Origin of the sequence: Pseudomonas sp. 43A (assembly GCF_013363935.1) — a bacterium.
Taxonomy (GTDB): Bacteria; Pseudomonadota; Gammaproteobacteria; order Pseudomonadales; family Pseudomonadaceae; genus Aquipseudomonas; species Aquipseudomonas crudilactis.
Window position 1 is genome coordinate 6,604,315 of sequence record NZ_CP054880.1, and the last position, 16,860, is coordinate 6,621,174.

The 16,860-nt window shown below is 61.2% G+C and carries 17 protein-coding genes; 10 read left to right on the forward strand and 7 right to left on the reverse strand.

Annotated features, from left to right (window positions below):
- Positions 1-86: 86 nt before the first annotated feature.
- Genes ftsX through ftsY form a run of 3 tightly spaced genes read right to left on the reverse strand, consistent with a single transcriptional unit; the run spans position 87 to position 3,330 of the window.
- A complete protein-coding gene (gene ftsX, locus HUW52_RS29225; protein ID WP_175555552.1) occupies positions 87-1,112 on the reverse strand; it encodes a permease-like cell division protein FtsX in 1,026 nt (341 codons plus the stop codon).
- Positions 1,109-1,780 carry a cell division ATP-binding protein FtsE gene (ftsE, locus tag HUW52_RS29230; protein ID WP_008065082.1) on the reverse strand — a complete coding sequence of 224 codons (672 nt, stop codon included), beginning with the start codon at positions 1,778-1,780 and terminating at the stop codon, positions 1,109-1,111. Before ftsE ends, ftsX begins: the two co-directional genes overlap by 4 nt.
- Positions 1,777-3,330 (reverse strand): signal recognition particle-docking protein FtsY, encoded by a 1,554-nt coding sequence (gene ftsY / locus HUW52_RS29235; RefSeq protein WP_175555553.1) that lies wholly within the window; start codon positions 3,328-3,330, stop codon positions 1,777-1,779. Before ftsY ends, ftsE begins: the two co-directional genes overlap by 4 nt.
- Positions 3,331-3,674: 344 nt before the next feature.
- Between ftsY and HUW52_RS29240 the strand changes: the two genes are divergently transcribed.
- From HUW52_RS29240 to HUW52_RS29260, 5 genes are all read left to right on the forward strand, one after another.
- Positions 3,675-5,030, forward strand: coding sequence for a pitrilysin family protein (locus tag HUW52_RS29240; protein WP_025112091.1), 1,356 nt, complete (start codon positions 3,675-3,677; stop codon positions 5,028-5,030).
- Positions 5,023-6,510 (forward strand): pitrilysin family protein, encoded by a 1,488-nt coding sequence (locus HUW52_RS29245; RefSeq protein ID WP_175555554.1) that lies wholly within the window; start codon positions 5,023-5,025, stop codon positions 6,508-6,510. The genes HUW52_RS29240 and HUW52_RS29245 overlap by 8 nt, the downstream gene beginning before the upstream one ends.
- Positions 6,510-7,124 (forward strand): 16S rRNA (guanine(966)-N(2))-methyltransferase RsmD, encoded by a 615-nt coding sequence (gene rsmD / locus HUW52_RS29250; protein WP_016983230.1) that lies wholly within the window; start codon positions 6,510-6,512, stop codon positions 7,122-7,124. The genes HUW52_RS29245 and rsmD overlap by 1 nt, the downstream gene beginning before the upstream one ends.
- 63 nt (positions 7,125-7,187) lie before the next feature.
- A complete protein-coding gene (locus tag HUW52_RS29255) occupies positions 7,188-8,183 on the forward strand; it encodes a hydrolase (RefSeq protein WP_175555555.1) in 996 nt (331 codons plus the stop codon).
- A complete protein-coding gene (locus tag HUW52_RS29260; RefSeq protein WP_175555745.1) occupies positions 8,180-9,022 on the forward strand; it encodes an AraC family transcriptional regulator in 843 nt (280 codons plus the stop codon). The genes HUW52_RS29255 and HUW52_RS29260 overlap by 4 nt, the downstream gene beginning before the upstream one ends.
- A 101-nt stretch (positions 9,023-9,123) precedes the next feature.
- Here HUW52_RS29260 and HUW52_RS29265 read toward each other — a convergent pair whose 3' ends face one another.
- Entirely contained in the window at positions 9,124-9,978 is an 855-nt protein-coding gene (locus HUW52_RS29265) for a sulfurtransferase (protein WP_175555556.1), read from the reverse strand.
- Between the two features lie 32 nt (positions 9,979-10,010).
- Positions 10,011-10,682 (reverse strand): TetR/AcrR family transcriptional regulator, encoded by a 672-nt coding sequence (locus HUW52_RS29270; RefSeq protein ID WP_007913599.1) that lies wholly within the window; start codon positions 10,680-10,682, stop codon positions 10,011-10,013.
- Between the two features lie 128 nt (positions 10,683-10,810).
- Between HUW52_RS29270 and HUW52_RS29275 the strand changes: the two genes are divergently transcribed.
- The 5 genes from HUW52_RS29275 to HUW52_RS29295 all read left to right on the forward strand — a co-directional run bounded on the left by HUW52_RS29275 (position 10,811) and on the right by HUW52_RS29295 (position 15,511).
- The gene (locus HUW52_RS29275; protein ID WP_256668572.1) at positions 10,811-12,259 is read left to right on the forward strand and encodes a coniferyl aldehyde dehydrogenase; all 1,449 of its coding nucleotides are present in this window, start codon (positions 10,811-10,813) and stop codon (positions 12,257-12,259) included.
- Between the two features lie 29 nt (positions 12,260-12,288).
- A complete protein-coding gene (locus HUW52_RS29280; RefSeq protein ID WP_175555558.1) occupies positions 12,289-12,834 on the forward strand; it encodes a twin-arginine translocation pathway signal protein in 546 nt (181 codons plus the stop codon).
- 132 nt (positions 12,835-12,966) lie between these two features.
- Positions 12,967-14,562, forward strand: a complete 1,596-nt coding sequence (locus tag HUW52_RS29285; protein WP_175555559.1) for a GMC family oxidoreductase — start codon at positions 12,967-12,969, stop codon at positions 14,560-14,562.
- Between the two features lie 115 nt (positions 14,563-14,677).
- A complete protein-coding gene (coaD, locus tag HUW52_RS29290; protein ID WP_003229157.1) occupies positions 14,678-15,157 on the forward strand; it encodes a pantetheine-phosphate adenylyltransferase in 480 nt (159 codons plus the stop codon).
- A 102-nt stretch (positions 15,158-15,259) separates the two neighbouring features.
- Entirely contained in the window at positions 15,260-15,511 is a 252-nt protein-coding gene (locus tag HUW52_RS29295; protein WP_003213796.1) for a YfhL family 4Fe-4S dicluster ferredoxin, read from the forward strand.
- 132 nt (positions 15,512-15,643) lie between these two features.
- Here the strand turns inward: HUW52_RS29295 and HUW52_RS29300 are convergent, their stop codons facing one another.
- Together HUW52_RS29300 and mutM are read right to left on the reverse strand one after the other, a co-directional pair.
- Entirely contained in the window at positions 15,644-15,967 is a 324-nt protein-coding gene (locus HUW52_RS29300) for a multidrug transporter (RefSeq protein WP_016983223.1), read from the reverse strand.
- Between the two features lie 69 nt (positions 15,968-16,036).
- A complete protein-coding gene (gene mutM, locus HUW52_RS29305) occupies positions 16,037-16,849 on the reverse strand; it encodes a bifunctional DNA-formamidopyrimidine glycosylase/DNA-(apurinic or apyrimidinic site) lyase (protein WP_175555560.1) in 813 nt (270 codons plus the stop codon).
- Positions 16,850-16,860: the final 11 nt, after the last annotated feature.

Below are 16,860 nucleotides of genomic sequence, written 5' to 3' on the forward strand. Positions count from 1 at the left end.
TGCTTCTCAGCACTGCGAAAAATTGACCGGGAACTCAAATACAAGTTCCCAAAAAACCGCGAGGTCAATCACGCGCAAAAAAGATTCTACTTCGGCGCCAGCTCCCTGAGATGGCGTGCGACTGCAATCCATGCACCGATATAACCCAACAGCACCGCGCCAAGCAAGAGCGACAGACCGTCGGCAACTGGCACTCCGGCCAGCGCGAAATCACTGCCGTACAAGCCGGCCAGTCCAACCACCGCGTCGTTCAGCCAGTTCAGGCCGAACGCCAATACGCCCCAGGACAACAGCCCCGCACCGAAGCCATACAACGCCCCCATATAAAGGAAGGGACGTCGCACATAACTGTCAGTGCCGCCGACGAGTTTAATCACTTCTATCTCTGTGCGGCGGTTTTCAATATGAAGACGAATGGTATTGCCTATCACCAAAAGTAATGCGGAAACCAAAAGCACCGTCAGACCGAAGACAAAACGATCGCCAAGCTTGAGGATGGCGGCCAGACGCTCGACCCAGACTAGATCAAGTTGCGCCTGTTGTACCTTGGGCAGCTCGGAAAGTTTTTGTCTTAATGCTTCCAGGGTCGGCTTGTCGACTTCGTTCGGAGTGACCAGCACCACGCCCGGCAATGGGTTCTCCGGCAGCTCGCGCAGGGCTTCGCCCAGTCCGGACTGTTGCTGGAACTCTTCCAGCGCCTGATCACGGCCGACATATTCAGCATCAGCTACGCCGGGCATGCCTTTGATCTGTTCACGCAACGTCTCGCCTTGCTCGGGGCTGGCGTCGAGTTGCAGATACAGCGAGATCTGCGCTGCCCGCTGCCACGAACCGCCAAGACGTTCGACATTGTTGAGCAACAGCGAAAGGCCCATCGGCAGGCTCAGCGCGACCGCCATCACCATGCAGGTGAAGAAGCTGCCGATCGGCTGTTTGCCCAAACGACGCAGGCTGTCGAGCAGGCTGGCGCGATGACTTTCGACCCAGGCACGGAACAGCGTGGCAAAGTCCGGGCCATCGTCATCGTCGTGCTTTTTCTTCTTTGGCGGCTGCGGATCGGCGGCTTTCGGGGCCACGCGTTCGGAAACCTTCGGACTGCGTGTCGCACTCATTCGCCGGCCTCCCCGTCGCCAATCAATCGGCCGCGTTGCAGGGTCAGCATGCGGTGACGCATGCGCGCGATCAGTGCCAGGTCGTGACTGGCGATCAGCACGCTGGTGCCCAGACGGTTGATGTCTTCGAACACGCCCATGATTTCCGCCGCCAGACGCGGGTCGAGGTTACCGGTCGGTTCGTCCGCGAGCAGCAAGGCCGGACGGTGAACGATGGCGCGGGCGATGCCGACGCGCTGTTGCTGACCGGTGGACAGATCGCCCGGGTACAGATCGGTTTTATCCGACAGCGCCACGCGCTCAAGTGCCGAATCGACACGCTTGGCGATTTCGGCCTTGGACAAGCCAAGAATCTGCAGCGGCAACGCGACGTTGTTGAACACCGTGCGATCGAACAGCAACTGGTGATTCTGGAACACCACGCCGATCTGCCGGCGCAGGAACGGAATCTGCGCGTTGCTGATGGTGCTCAGGTCTTGCCCGGCCAGCAGCAGTTTGCCGCTGGTCGGACGTTCCATCGCCAGCAACAGGCGCAACAAGGTGGATTTACCGGCACCGGAGTGGCCGGTAACAAACAAGAACTCGCCACGACGGACTCGAAAGCTCAGCTCATGCAAGCCGACGTGACCGTTCGGGTAGCGTTTACCGACCTGTTCGAAACGAATCATGAACGCTCCCGCTCGGCAAACAGTGCCTGGACAAAGGGTTCGGCTTCAAAGGTACGCAAATCGTCGATGCCTTCACCGACGCCGATGTAGCGGATCGGCAGGCCGAACTGCTTGGCCAGGGCGAAGATCACCCCACCCTTGGCGGTACCGTCGAGTTTGGTCAGCGCCAGGCCGGTCAGTTCGACGGTCTGGTTGAATTGCTTGGCCTGGTTGATGGCGTTCTGGCCAGTACCGGCGTCGAGCACCAGCAGCACTTCGTGCGGCGCGTCGGCGTCGAGCTTACCGATGACCCGGCGAACCTTTTTCAGCTCTTCCATCAGGTTGTCTTTGGTGTGCAGACGACCGGCGGTGTCAGCGATCAATACGTCGATGCCACGCGCCTTGGCGGCCTGAACGGCGTCGAAGATCACCGAAGCCGAGTCGGCGCCAGTGTGCTGGGCGATCACCGGGATCTTGTTGCGTTCGCCCCAGACCTGCAATTGCTCCACCGCAGCGGCACGGAAGGTGTCACCGGCGGCGAGCATGACTTTCTTGCCTTCCAGTTGCAGCTTCTTCGCCAGTTTGCCGATGGTGGTGGTCTTGCCGGCGCCGTTGACGCCCACCACCAGAATCACGAACGGCTTGTTCTGCGAAGCGATTTTCAGCGGTTGTTCGACAGGTTTGAGCATCGCAGCCAGTTCGGCCTGCAGGGATTTGTACAGCGCGTCGGCGTCGGCCAGCTCTTTGCGGGCGACCTTCTGAGTCAGACGCTGGATGATTTGCGTGGTGGCTTCGACGCCGACGTCGGCGGTGAGCAGACGGGTTTCGAGGTCATCGAGCAGATCGTCGTCGATGGTTTTGCGGCCGAGGAACAGGCTGGCCATGCCCTCGCCGATGCTGGCGCTGGTCTTGGACAAGCCTTGTTTAAGACGAGCGAAGAAACCGGCTTTGGTTTCTTCGGTGCGCGGGGCTTCGACTGGCGCTTCGGCCATCGCTTCAACCGGCACGACTGGAGCAACCGTAACAGGGGCGGGGGCGGGGGCGGGGGCAGGGGCAGGTGCAGGTGCAGGCTCGGGCTGTTGAATGACCGGCGCAACGGGGGCGACAACTACCGGAGCTACAGGCTCAGAAACAATAGGTTCAGCTACAACCGGCGCAGGCTCGACAACCGGCTCAACCACAGGCGTCGGAGCAACTTCGGGCACAAACGCGGCAGGTGCAGGAATCTCCGGAGTGACGTGCGGCGCAGCTTCTTCAACCAACGCCACCGGCTCTTCCGCCACTGGCAAGGTCAACCACGGCTCGGCCGCCGGGGTCAGCGGCAGTTCAGCCGCCACTGGCGCTTCAGGCTCGGGTTCCGGCTCAACCGGTTGCAGCACCGGCTCGGCAATCGGCAGCACAATCGGTGCCGGCTCTTCTTCTATTACCGGAGCGGGCGCCGGGGCAGGCTCAGGAATCGCGGGCGGCTGTTCGACGACGGGTTCCTGCGGTTTCTTACGCAGCCATCCGAACAGGCTTTTCTTCTCGCCAGCCGCAGCTGGGGTCTTCTTGTCGTCGTTGGAACCAAACATGGAGGACGGCTATCTCACGGTAGCGACGCGCCATAAGGGCGCCCCGGCAAATAAATATTTGATGCAGAACAGACTGTGTTTCATCCAGCTTGTTCACGCGCAACATTTTGTCGAGGCGCCAGCGGCACCCCAAAGAATCGTATAAACGAAGGACTAAACCGGCAAATTCGGCGAAAAAGCGAAGTTTAGTCGATAAACCGCAGCTTTTTGCCGCAAACCCATTCAGCCGGATCAGGTCTGAAAACCTGATAGGCGTGGTCGCCAGTAAAACGGATCAGTATCCTAGCACCCTCTCGCCCGCTGACGCTAAGACCAAGCGGGCAGCCCAACAGGTTAAAAAACGAATGAATGCTCTAGCCCGCCGCGCCGCAGGCCTGCTGCTCAGCACAGTCTGCCTGCCCCTTTCGGCCCTGGCGGCCGACCCGCAACCGACTCACGAATTCACCCTAGACAACGGCCTCAAGGTCGTCGTGCGCGAAGACCATCGCGCGCCGGTGGTGGTCTCGCAGGTCTGGTACAAGGTCGGTTCCAGCTACGAAACCCCGGGCCAGACCGGTCTGTCCCACGCACTTGAGCACATGATGTTCAAGGGCAGTGAGAAAGTCGGCCCCGGCGAAGCGTCGCTGATCCTTCGCGATCTGGGCGCCGAAGAGAACGCCTTCACCAGCGACGACTTCACTGCTTATTACCAGGTGCTGGCCCGCGACCGCCTGGGCGTAGCCTTTGAACTGGAAGCCGACCGCATGGCCAATCTGCGCCTGCCGGCCGACGAGTTCGCCAAGGAAATCGAAGTCATCAAGGAAGAGCGCCGCTTGCGCACCGATGACAAGCCGATGTCCAAGGCTTACGAGCGCTACAAGGCCATGGCCTACCCGGCCAGCGGTTACCACACGCCGACCATTGGCTGGATGGCCGACCTCGACCGCATGAAAGTCGAAGAGCTGCGCCACTGGTATCAATCCTGGTACGTGCCGAACAACGCCACGCTGGTAGTGGTCGGTGACGTTACTCCGGACGAAGTGAAAACCCTCGCTCAGCGCTATTTCGGCCCGATCGCCAAGCGCGACGTGCCACCGGCGAAAAAACCACTGGAACTGGCTGAACCGGGCGAACGCCAGATCACCCTGCACGTGCAGACTCAGCTACCGAGCCTGATGCTTGGTTTCAACGTGCCGAGCATCGCCACCGCTGAAGACAAACGCTCAGTCAACGCCTTGCGCCTGATCTCGGCCCTTCTCGACGGTGGCTACAGCGGTCGCATCCCGACGCAACTGGAGCGCGGCGAAGAGCTGGTCTCCGGCGGTTCGTCGAGCTACGACGCCTACACCCGTGGCGACAGCCTGTTCACCCTGTCGGCAACCCCGAACACGCAGAAGAAAAAGACCATGGCGCAAGCCGAGGCCGGTCTGTGGAAGTTGCTGGAGCAGCTGAAAACCACCGCGCCGTCCGCCGAAGAACTGGAGCGCGTGCGTGCACAAGTGATCGCCGGTCTGGTCTTCGAACGTGATTCGATCACCAGCCAGGCCACCGCCATCGGCCAACTGGAAACCGTCGGTCTGTCGTGGAAACTGATGGACACCGAACTGGCCGATCTGGAAAGCGTGACCCCGCAAGACATCCAGAACGCTGCCAAGCTGTATTTCACCCGCGAACGTCTCAGCGTCGCCCACGTCCTGCCACTGGAGACGACTCATGAGTAAGCGCAAATCCCCACGCCTGCTGCTCGGCCTGATTGCCGTGGCGGTGATCGGCTCTGCCGCGCTCTACCTGTCGCCAGGCGCTGACAGCAATGCCAGCGAAGCGCTGGACAATGCCAAAACCAGCCAGAAGCTGCAATCGCTGGCCGAACTCGACGGCAAGGCCCCGGCCAGCCGCAAGCTCGATGTACAAACCTGGAGCACCGCCGCAGGCGCCAAAGTGCTGTTCGTCGAAGCCCATGAGTTGCCGATGTTCGACATGCGCCTGATCTTCGCCGCTGGCAGCAGCCAGGACGGCAGCGCCTCGGGTCTGGCGGTGCTGACCAACGCCATGCTCAACGAAGGTGTCGCCGGCAAAGACGTCGGCGCCATCGCTCAAGGCTTTGAAGGCCTCGGTGCAGACTTCGGCAACGGTGCGTTCAAGGACATGGCGCTGGCTTCGTTGCGCAGTCTGAGTGCCACCGACAAACGTGAACCGGCGCTGAAGCTGTTCGCGGAAGTGGTTGGCAAACCGACCTTCCCGGCCGACTCTTTCGCACGCATCAAGAACCAGATGCTCGCCGGATTCGAATACCAGAAACAGAACCCCGGCAAACTCGCCAGCCTTGAGCTGATGAAGCGTCTGTATGGCGATCACCCGTACGCGCATTCGAGCGATGGCAACCCGCAAAGCGTGCCGAAGATTACCCTCGCGCAACTGCGTGAGTTCCACGCCAAGGCTTACGCCGCTGGCAACGTGGTGATTGCGCTGGTCGGTGACTTGTCTCGCACGGAAGCCGAGGCGATTGCCAATCAGGTCTCTTCTGCACTGCCGAAAGGCCCGGCGCTGGCGAAAATCGCTCAGCCGCAGGAACCGAAGGCCAGCACTGGCCATATCGAATTCCCGTCGAAGCAGACCAACCTGATGCTCGCGCAACTGGGCATCGACCGTGACGATCCCGATTACGCCGCGCTGTCGATGGGCAACCAGATCCTCGGTGGCGGCGGTTTCGGCACGCGTCTGATGAGCGAAGTGCGCGAGAAGCGCGGCCTGACCTACGGCGTGTACTCGGCCTTCAGCCCGATGCAGGCGCGCGGCCCGTTCATGATCAACCTGCAGACCCGCGCGGAAATGAGCGAAGGCACCCTGAAACTGGTGCAGGACGTGCTCGCCGACTACCTGAAAACCGGTCCGACGCAGAAGGAGCTCGACGACGCCAAACGCGAACTGGCCGGCAGCTTCCCGCTATCGACCGCGAGCAATGCCGATATCGTTGGCCAACTCGGCGCGATGGGCTTCTATAATCTGCCGTTGAGCTACCTGGATGACTTCATGCGTCAGTCGCAAAGCCTGACCGTCGAGCAAGTCCGCGACGCCCTGAACAAGCACCTGAGCACGGACAAAATGGTCATCGTCACCGCTGGCCCGACCGTGCCGCAAAAGCCGTTACCGGCCCCATCTGATAAACCTGCCGAGCAACCGCTCGGGGTTCCGGAGCATTAATGGCTACCCGATCGCCTAAAAAACCCGCGCAGAACGTCCATAACGGCGTGAACCAGTTGCGCATCATTGGCGGCCAATGGCGCAGCCGCAAGCTGAGCTTCCCCGACGCGCCGGGCCTGCGCCCGACGCCGGATCGCGTGCGTGAAACCCTGTTCAACTGGCTCGCACCGTACGTTGAAGGGGCCAAGGTGCTCGACCCGTTTGCCGGCAGCGGCGCGCTGTTTCTCGAAGCACTGTCCCGTGGCGCGGCCATGGGTCAGGCGCTGGATGCCAGCAACATCGCCGTTTCCAGCCTGAAGGAACACCTCGGCACCCTGCGCTGCACCAACGGCCAGGTGCAGACCGCCGATGCCCTGCGTTATCTGGAAACCCAGACCGCCAGTGCGTTCGATCTGGTATTCCTCGACCCGCCGTTCAACCAGAACCTGCTGCCGGCCGTTTGCACCTTGCTCGAAGAGCGTCAGTGGCTGGCGCCCGACTCGTGGATCTACACTGAAAGCGAAACGGCGCCATCGACGCTGGGACTGCCGGGCAACTGGCGCCTGCACCGCGAACAGAAATCCGGCCGGGTTTACTACGCGTTGTGGCAACGTACGGCAGAGATCGCCGGCTAACCAACCGGTCTGAATCAGCGGCGTCCCTTCCAATGGGGTCGCCGCTCTGCATCGAGAACCATCGTGTCCGCCTCTTCAGAACGCTTCACCCCCGCCCTCGGCCTCGGCAATCCGCACCTGCAAACCTTGTGGGGGCCGCTGTGGCGCAAAACCGTGCATATCGAACGTGAGCGCGAGCGCCTGTGGCTTGAGGATGGCGACTTTCTCGACCTCGACTGGCACGGCCCGCACACCGCCGATGCGCCACTGGTGCTGGTGCTGCATGGGCTGACCGGCTCGTCCAATTCGCCTTATGTAGCGGGTATCCAAAAAGCCTTGGCCGATCAAGGCTGGGCCAGTGTCGCGCTGAACTGGCGCGGCTGCTCGGGCGAACCGAATCTGCTGCCGCGCAGCTACCACTCCGGCGCAAGCGAAGACCTCGCCGAAACCATCAGGCACCTGCGCGCGAAACGACCGCTGGCACCGCTGTATGCCGTTGGCTATTCCTTGGGTGGCAATGTGTTGCTCAAACATCTCGGGGAAACCGGCAGCGCCAGTGGCGTGCTTGGCGCGGTGGCGGTGTCCGTGCCGTTTCGCCTCGATCAATGCGCCGACCGCATCGGCCAGGGATTTTCCAAGGTCTATCAGGCGCACTTCATGCGCGAGATGGTTGCCTACATCAAGAACAAGCAACGGCAGTTCCAGCATGACGGACGCGAAGACGGCCTCGCGGCACTGGCAGCGCTTGGCTCGCTGGAGAACATGCGTACGTTCTGGGATTTCGATGGCCGGGTGACCGCGCCGCTACATGGTTTCAACGATGCCGAGGATTACTACCGGCGCGCATCGAGCCGCTATTTCCTCGGCGAGATTCGCACCCCGACCCTGATCATTCAGGCGGCAGACGATCCATTCGTATTCCCGCACAGCTTGCCCCAGGCTGATGAACTGTCGGCCTCAACCGCATTTGAGTTGCAGCCACGCGGCGGGCATGTCGGTTTCGTCGACGGCTCAGTGCGCCAACCCGGCTACTACCTCGAACGCCGCATCCCGCAATGGCTGGCCAGCTTGCCCGCATGAGTGATCAGGGCGAGTCGATCCGCTTCTGGCAAACCGCGCCGCTGGCCGGGGTCGAATTGTTGTCGGCGCGCTACATCGAGCATCGTTTCGCCCCGCATGTGCACGACGGCTTCGTGATCGGCATGATCATGGCCGGTGCCCAGCGCTACCGTTATCGCGGCGCCGAGCATCTGGCCGGCAGCGGCACACTGGTCTTGATCAATCCGGACGAATTGCACACCGGGCATAAAGGCACTGAGGATGGCTGGCTGTATCGGGCGTTTTATCCCGACACCTCGCAAATCGTTTCGTTGCTCGATGAGCTGGAGCTGTCCAGCACCAACCTGCCGGCGTTCGGCGCCACGCTGTATAGGGATCCGGATCTGGTCAACGGCTTTGCCCAGTTGCACCGTTTGCTCGAAAGTCCGGCCACAGCGCTGCAGCAGCAAACGCTGTGGCGCGAAATGATGTTGCTGCTGTTGCAGCGCCATGCGGCAGTGCCGGTGCCCGGTCGAGCCGGCAAGGAACACCGTGCGGTGCTGTTGGGCAAAGAATTGCTGCACGCGCAACTGGCGGCGCCACCGTCACTGGAAGAACTGGCGGCGGCGGTCAATCTGTCACCCTTCCATTTCGCCCGAGTGTTCCGCCGCGCCACTGGCATGCCACCGCACACCTGGCTGATGCAGCAACGCATCGCCCAGGCGCGCGCACTCCTGCAACATGGCTGCCTGCCCGTGGAGGTCGCCACGCAATTGGGTTTTGCCGACCAGAGCCATTTGAGCCGACAGTTCAAACAGGCTTATGGCGTCGGCCCCGCCGCGTATCGCAGCGCCCGACAATTTCCTTCAGACAACGAATAACCAAGGTGGGAGCGAGCCTGCTCGCGAAAGCGGTGTGTCAGTCCAAGAAATAGTGACTGACAGGACGCATTCGCGAGCATGCTCGCTCCCACAGGTATTGGTTATTCGCCGGTGGCGATACCGCGCGAAGGCTCGTTGATCCACTCGCTCCACGACCCGGCGTACAACGATCCCAGCGGATAACCCGCCAGGCACAACGCAAACAGGTTGTGACACGCCGTCACGCCAGAACCGCAATAAGCCACCAGATCCGCTGGCGAACGTTCACCGAGCTTCGCGGCAAAACGCTGCTTGAGCTGATCGGCGGGCAGGAAGCGCCCATCGCTGCCGAGGTTGTCGGTGAACGCTGCGCATTGCGCGCCGGGAATATGCCCCGCCACTGGATCGATCGGCTCCACTTCACCCTTGAAGCGCGGCAAGGCGCGGGCGTCGAGCAGGGTCAGCGTTGGCTGCCCAAGGCGTTGCTGCAATTGCTTGGCGTTAAGCAGCAGTTGCATATCCGGCTGGCCACTGAAGTTGCCCGTCGTGACAGTCGGCGCATCCAGGCTCAGCGGCAGCCCCGCCGCATGCCACGCCTTGAGCCCGCCATCGAGAATGAACACGCCGTCGCGTTTGCCCAGCCACGCGAGCAACCACCATGCCCGCGCCGCGTAGGCACCGGGACCGTCGTCGTACAAAACCACGTCGCTGTCGTTGTTGATGCCCCACGCCTGCAGCCGCTCGACCAACGCCGCAGGCTCGGGCAACGGATGACGGCCAGTCACGCCTTTGACCACGGTACCGCTGAGGTCACGCTCAAGATCGGCGAAGCTCGCCCCGGCAATGTGCCCTTCGGCATAGCTGCGCTGACCGTAATCCAGGTCTTCGAGGGCAAAACGACAATCGAGAATCACCAGCCCCGGCTGCGCCTTGCGGGCATCCAGTGCTTCGGGGCTGATCAGTTGCGCAATCGGCATAACGGGCTCCTGAGGGATTTCAACAGAACGGTTTATTTCACGTCTTCAAGGGCCTGGGCCAGCGGCACGTAGAACTCTTCGAACAACGCATTGACCTCGTCTCGCGCCTGTTCAGTGACAAAACCGGCTTCCAGCACCAGCACCTGGTACACGCCACGTTTAATGGCTTGCTCACTGAGGTGGTTGGAGTTTTCGCGGGTGGTGCACAGGAAGCGCACCCAGGATGTCAGGATGATCCAGGCGTTGAGGGTCAAGGATTCGATCTGCACGCGGTCCATATCAAGGATCCCGGCGGCGACAAAACCTTCGTAGATCGCCGCGCCCTGAATCACGCAGCGCTGGGAGAAGCGCCGATAACGGGCGGCCAGTTCCGGATCGCTGTCGAGCAGATGCTCCAGATCGCGGTGCAGAAAGCGGTAGCGCCACATCGCCGAAAGCAATTCCTTGAGATAGAAACGCTTATCCTCGACCGTCGCCGCACGCCCCTGCGGCGGGCGCAGAAAGCTGTCCACAAGGCTTTCGTACTCACTGAACAACACGGCGATGATCGCCTGCTTGTTGGGGAAGTGGTAGTACAGGTTGCCCGGAGAAATCTCCATGTGGGCGGCGATGTGATTGGTGCTGATGCTGCGCTCGCCCTGCTGATTGAACAGCTCAAGGCTGTTCAGCACGATACGCTCGCTGGTTTTTATTCGTGGGGCCATGGCTTGAGCTTTAATTCAGAGTGCGTTGGGGGGCATCTTACGACCTAACCGGAAATGGATAAAACACTGCTGTGCAAGGAAGTCATTTGACTTTCTAGAGCATAGACTCTAAAAAGTTCATCACTACAATAAATCCGGAGCAGACCATGACTGCCGACATTGCTTACCTGCAAACGCTGCAACAACCGTTGGCCGAGCTGGACCGGTTGTTCGAGGCGCAGCGGGCTGCGTATGCGGCCAATCCGATGCCAGCCGCCGCCCAGCGTCAGCAATGGCTCAAGGCACTGAGTGATTTGCTCAGCAACGAGCGTCAGGCATTGATCGCGGCGATCAGCTCCGATTTCAGTCATCGCAGCGCCGATGAAACCCTGCTTGCCGAGCTGATGCCAAGCCTGCACGGCATTCATTACGCCAGCCGTCATCTCAAAGGCTGGATGAAAGCCTCGCGGCGCAAGGTCGGCATGGCATTCCAGCCTGCTTCGGCAAAAGTGGTGTATCAGCCATTGGGCGTGGTCGGCGTCATCGTACCGTGGAATTACCCGTTGTATCTGGCGGTCGGCCCACTGGTCGGCGCCTTGGCGGCGGGCAACCGGGTGATGCTCAAACTCAGCGAATCGACCCCGGCCACCGGCTTGTTGCTCAAAGAATTGCTGGCGCGAATCTTCCCCGAAGACCTGGTCTGCGTGGTGCTCGGTGAGGCCGACATCGGCGTGGCATTCTCGCGCCTGCGCTTCGATCATTTGCTGTTCACCGGCGCCACCAGTATCGGCAAACACGTGATGCGCGCCGCCGCCGAAAACCTGACCCCGGTGACACTGGAACTGGGCGGCAAGTCGCCGGCCATCGTCTCCCGCGATGTGCCGCTCAAGGATGCTGCCGAGCGCATTGCCTTCGGTAAAACCCTCAACGCCGGTCAGACCTGCGTTGCCCCGGATTACGTGCTGGTACCGGAAGACCGGGTCGGCGGCTTTGTCGAAGCCTATCGCCAGGCCGTACAGGGTTTTTATCCGACACTCACCGACAATCCGGACTACACGGCGATCATCAACGAACGCCAATTGGCACGGCTCAACGGCTATGTCAGCGACGCCACCAGCAAGGGCGCGCTGTTGATTCCGCTGTTCGAGCAGGGCCAGGGTCGACGCATGCCGCACAGTGTGCTGCTGAATGTCAGTGATGAAATGACGGTGATGCAGGACGAAATCTTCGGCCCGTTGCTGCCGATCGTGCCGTATCAGGATCTCGAGCAGGCATTTGCTTACATCAATCAGCGGCCACGACCTCTGGCTCTTTACTACTTTGGCTACGACAAACGCGAACAGAACCGCGTGCTGCACGAAACCCATTCGGGCGGCGTGTGCCTGAACGACACGTTGCTGCATGTGGCTCAGGACGATATGCCGTTTGGCGGCGTCGGCGCTTCCGGCATGGGCCATTACCACGGCCACGAAGGCTTCCTGACCTTCAGCAAAGCCAAAGGCGTGCTGATTAAACAGCGCTTCAACGCCGCCAGACTGATTTACCCGCCCTACGGCAAATCGATCCAGAAACTGATTCAGAAGCTGTTCATTCGCTAAACATTCGTCACCGCCGGGTAATAAAAACAATGCACCCAAGCCTGACCGAAACACCTGCACTGTCCCGCCGTGGCCTGCTGAAATTCAGCCTCGGCGCTACCGCGTTCCTTGCCACTGCCGGGCTCGGTGCCAGCCTCAGCGGCTGCTCGTCGAGCATCGCGGCCAATGGTTTTGTGTCGTTGCGTGACGGCGATCTGCTGTTTCTGCGCGCACTGATTCCGGTGATGCTCGACGGCGCCGTGGCGGCCGAGAAACTGCCAAGCGCTGTTGAAGGCACGCTCAAGTCGCTGGACTACAGCCTCGACCACCTGTCGCCGGAAATGCTCAAACTCACCCGGCAACTGTTCGACGTCCTCGGCATGGCCGTGACGCGCGGGCCGCTCACCGGGATCTGGGGCAGTTGGGAAAATGCCAGTGCCGAAGCGATGCGGCATTTCCTTGATCGTTGGGAAAACAGCTCGTTGAGCCTGCTGCGCATGGGGCATAGCTCGCTGCAGCAGATGGTGATGATGGCTTGGTACACCCGCGCAGAATCCTGGCCGCATTGTGGTTATCCCGGCCCGCCGATCGTTTGAGATCAGCGGCGCGGCCTTCGCGAGCAGGCTCGCTCCCACCCTGGAATGCATTTCAAATGTGGGAGCGAGCTTGCTCGCGAAGGGGCCAGTCGCCACACCTTGCATCCAAAAATAATAAAGAGAACCTGATCGATGCCCGTACACGACCCGTTCCGCGAAGGCCTCGCCCGAGGCTGGAAAACCTACAACGGCGCACAACTGAGCGACGACCTCACCCTTGAGGCCGACGTGGCGATCATCGGCAGCGGCGCCGGTGGCGGCACCACGGCGGAAATCCTCAGCGCCGCTGGTTACAAAGTCCTGCTGATCGAAGAAGGCCCGCTGAAAACCAGCTCCGATTTCAAAATGCTTGAAGAAAAGGCCTACAGCAGCCTCTATCAGGAAGGCATCGGCCGCATGAGCAAGGACGGCGCGATCACCATCCTGCAGGGGCGCGCGGTCGGTGGTACCACGCTGATCAACTGGACCTCGAGTTTCCGCACCCCGGAGCCGACCCTCGAACACTGGGCCAAAGAGCACAACGTCAAAGGCCATAGCCCCGCCGAGATGGCGCCGTGGTTCGAAAAAATGGAGCAGCGCCTCGGCGTCGCGCCGTGGATGGTGCCGCCCAATGCCAACAATGATGTGATCCGCAAAGGCTGCGAACAACTCGGTTACAGCTGGCATGTGATTCCGCGCAACGTGCGCGGCTGCTGGAACCTCGGCTATTGCGGCATGGGCTGCCCAACCAACGCCAAGCAATCGATGATGGTCACCACGATTCCGGCGACGCTGGAAAAGGGCGGCGAGCTGCTTTATTTGGCCCGCGCGGAGAAACTGCTGATCAACGGCGACAAAGTCACCGGCCTGCAATGCGTGGCGATGGATGAGCGCTGCGTCGAACCGACCGGGCGCAAGATCAGCGTCAAGGCGCGGCATTACGTATTGGCCGGCGGCGGCATCAACAGCCCGGCGCTGTTGCTGCGCTCGGACGCTCCGGACCCGCATGAAAACCTGGGAAAACGCACCTTCCTGCACCCGGTGAACATGTCCGCCGCGCGCTTCGACGAAGTCATCAACCCGTTCTACGGGGCGCCGCAGTCGATCTATTCCGACCATTTCCAATGGAAGGACGGCACCACCGGGCCGATGGCCTTCAAGCTCGAAGTACCACCGTTGCATCCGGCACTGGCGGCTACGCTGCTCGGCGGATTTGGCGCAGAAAGCGCGCAACACATGGCTGACCTGCCGCACACCCACGCCATGCTGGCCTTGCTGCGCGACGGTTTTCACCCGGACAGCACCGGTGGCTCAGTCGAATTGCGTGGCGATGGTTCGCCGGTACTCGACTATCAGGTTTCACCCTACGCCTGGGAAGGCCTGCGCCGCGCCTTTCATGTCATGGCCGAAATCCAGTTTGCCGGCGGCGCGAAATCGGTGATGCCGATGCACGCCGACGCCCGTTACGTAAAGACCCTGGCTGAGGCACGCACGCTGATCGATGGTTTGAGCCTTGAGTTGTATCGCACGCGACTCGGCAGCGCTCACGTCATGGGCGGTTGCGCGATGGGCGAAGACCCGAAAAGCGCGGTCACCGACAGTCTCGGCCGGCATCATCAACTGGCTAATCTGTCGATTCACGACGGCTCGTTGTTCCCCACCAGCATCGGCGCCAACCCGCAGCTGTCGGTGTATGGCCTGACCGCGCAACTGGCGACTTCCCTCGCCGATCGGCTGAGAAACCCGTGAAAAAACCGATTATTCGCGTCGTCTATAGTGCTTTCTTACCCAACAGGCGACTTGGCCGACCGGGACGGCTGCGATACCATCCGACTCCCCAACGGACTCCCGCCAGGACGACGCGATGAACCGAGTGTTGTACCCAGGTACCTTCGACCCTATTACCAAGGGCCATGGCGATCTGGTCGAACGCGCCTCGCGCCTGTTCGACCACGTGATCATTGCAGTCGCCGCCAGCCCGAAGAAAAACCCGCTGTTCCCGCTGGAACAACGGGTCGAACTGGCTCGCGAGGTGACCAAACATCTGCCGAACGTGGAAGTGGTCGGCTTCTCGACACTGCTCGCGCATTTCGCCAAAGAGCAGAACGCCAATGTGTTCCTGCGTGGTCTGCGCGCGGTGTCGGACTTCGAATACGAATTCCAGCTGGCCAACATGAACCGCCAGTTGGCACCGGATGTGGAGAGCCTGTTTCTCACCCCGTCCGAGCGTTATTCGTTCATTTCGTCGACACTGGTGCGGGAAATTGCTGCGCTGGGGGGCGATATCAGCAAGTTCGTCCACCCCGCCGTGGCTGACGCGCTGACCCTGCGCTTCAAGAAGTAACGACCGTTCAAACGGCGCCCGCGTGCACTGCGGGCGCCAATGCGGCACAATTGCGCGCATTGATTTATTGCGCCCGGGCCTGCCGCCCCGGCTGGAGTTAGCATGTCCCTGATCATCACCGACGATTGCATCAATTGCGACGTCTGCGAACCCGAGTGCCCGAACGCCGCCATTTCCCAAGGCGAAGAGATCTACGTGATCGACCCGAACCTGTGCACCCAGTGCGTCGGCCACTACGACGAACCGCAATGCCAGCAGGTTTGCCCGGTGGATTGCATTCCGCTGGACGAGGCGCATCCGGAGACTGAAGAGCAGTTGATGGAGAAGTACCGCCTGATCACCGGCAAGGCCTGATCCGCCGGATTTGTAGCGCTCTTTCGGGCCTCTTCGCGAGCAAGCTCGCTCCCACATTTGAAATGCGTTCCAATGTGGGAGCGAGCTTGCTCGCGAAAGGGCCATCAGCAGCAGCGCAAACCCCTGATCAGCTCACTCACGCTGCTCAAACCCCTCCCCGATACACCCCAGGCACCGCACAAACGCCGCTTTCGCCGGATCGACCACCAGCGCCTGTCCCGCATCGCCAACCCCGCCACCCAGCGCGGTAAACGGCAACGACACGACAAACGCCCCCGCACCGATCACCGTCGCCACCACCAATAAAGGTCGGGCAATCAGCAAATCGCCAAGCATGGCGTAGGCCGGGGGATTCTGGATGGTGTAGCGTGGGTCACCGCTGCCGTTTTCCGCGGCCTGAACAGCCAGACTGGAACACAGCAGCAGCGCAACAAAGAGGACTTGCAAGGACTTCATGGCACGATCCTTCGAGCTGAACAGTGAGACAACTCACTATAGACCGTAGGACTTTTTCAGCTTTTTGCCTCAGCTCTGACAGCGCGGGCAGAACACACTGGCCCGTTGCCCCAGCTTCACTTCACGCAAACCGGTGCCGCAGACCTTGCAGTGTTCACCGCCACGGCCATAGACAAACAGTTCCTGTTGGAAGTACCCCGGCTGGCCGTCACCACCAATGAAGTCACGCAACGTCGTCCCGCCACGCTCGATGGCGGCGGCGAGGATGCGTTTGATCTCGATCGCCAGCTTCAGATAGCGCCCCCGGGAAATGCCCCCGGCTTCACGACGCGGATCGATTCCGGCGGCAAACAAAGCTTCGGTCGCGTAAATATTGCCGACCCCGACCACCACTGCGTTGTCCATGATGAACGGCTTGACCGCCATCGACCGCCCGCGCGACAGCTGAAACAAGCGCTCGCCATCGAACAGATCGGTCAGTGGCTCCGGGCCCAGGCGAATCAGCAGTTCATGATTGAGCGCATCGTTGCTCCACAACATCGCGCCGAACCGGCGCGGATCGGTGTAGCGCAGCGCCAGCCCCGACTCCAGTTCAATATCGACGTGTTCATGCTTGAGCGCCGGCAGCCCGACCTCGACCAGACGCAAATTGCCCGACATGCCCAAATGACTGATCAACGTACCGACTTCGGCGTTGATCAACAGGTACTTGGCACGACGTTCGACCAGCACGATGCGCTGCCCCGACAGGCGTACATCGAGGTCTTCGGGGATCGGCCAGCGCAACCGCCGGTCCCGCACGATCACCCGACTGACACGCTGGCCTTCCAGGTGCGGGGCAATCCCGCGACGGGTTGTTTCGACTTCCGGCAACTCAGGCATGGTGTCCTCGA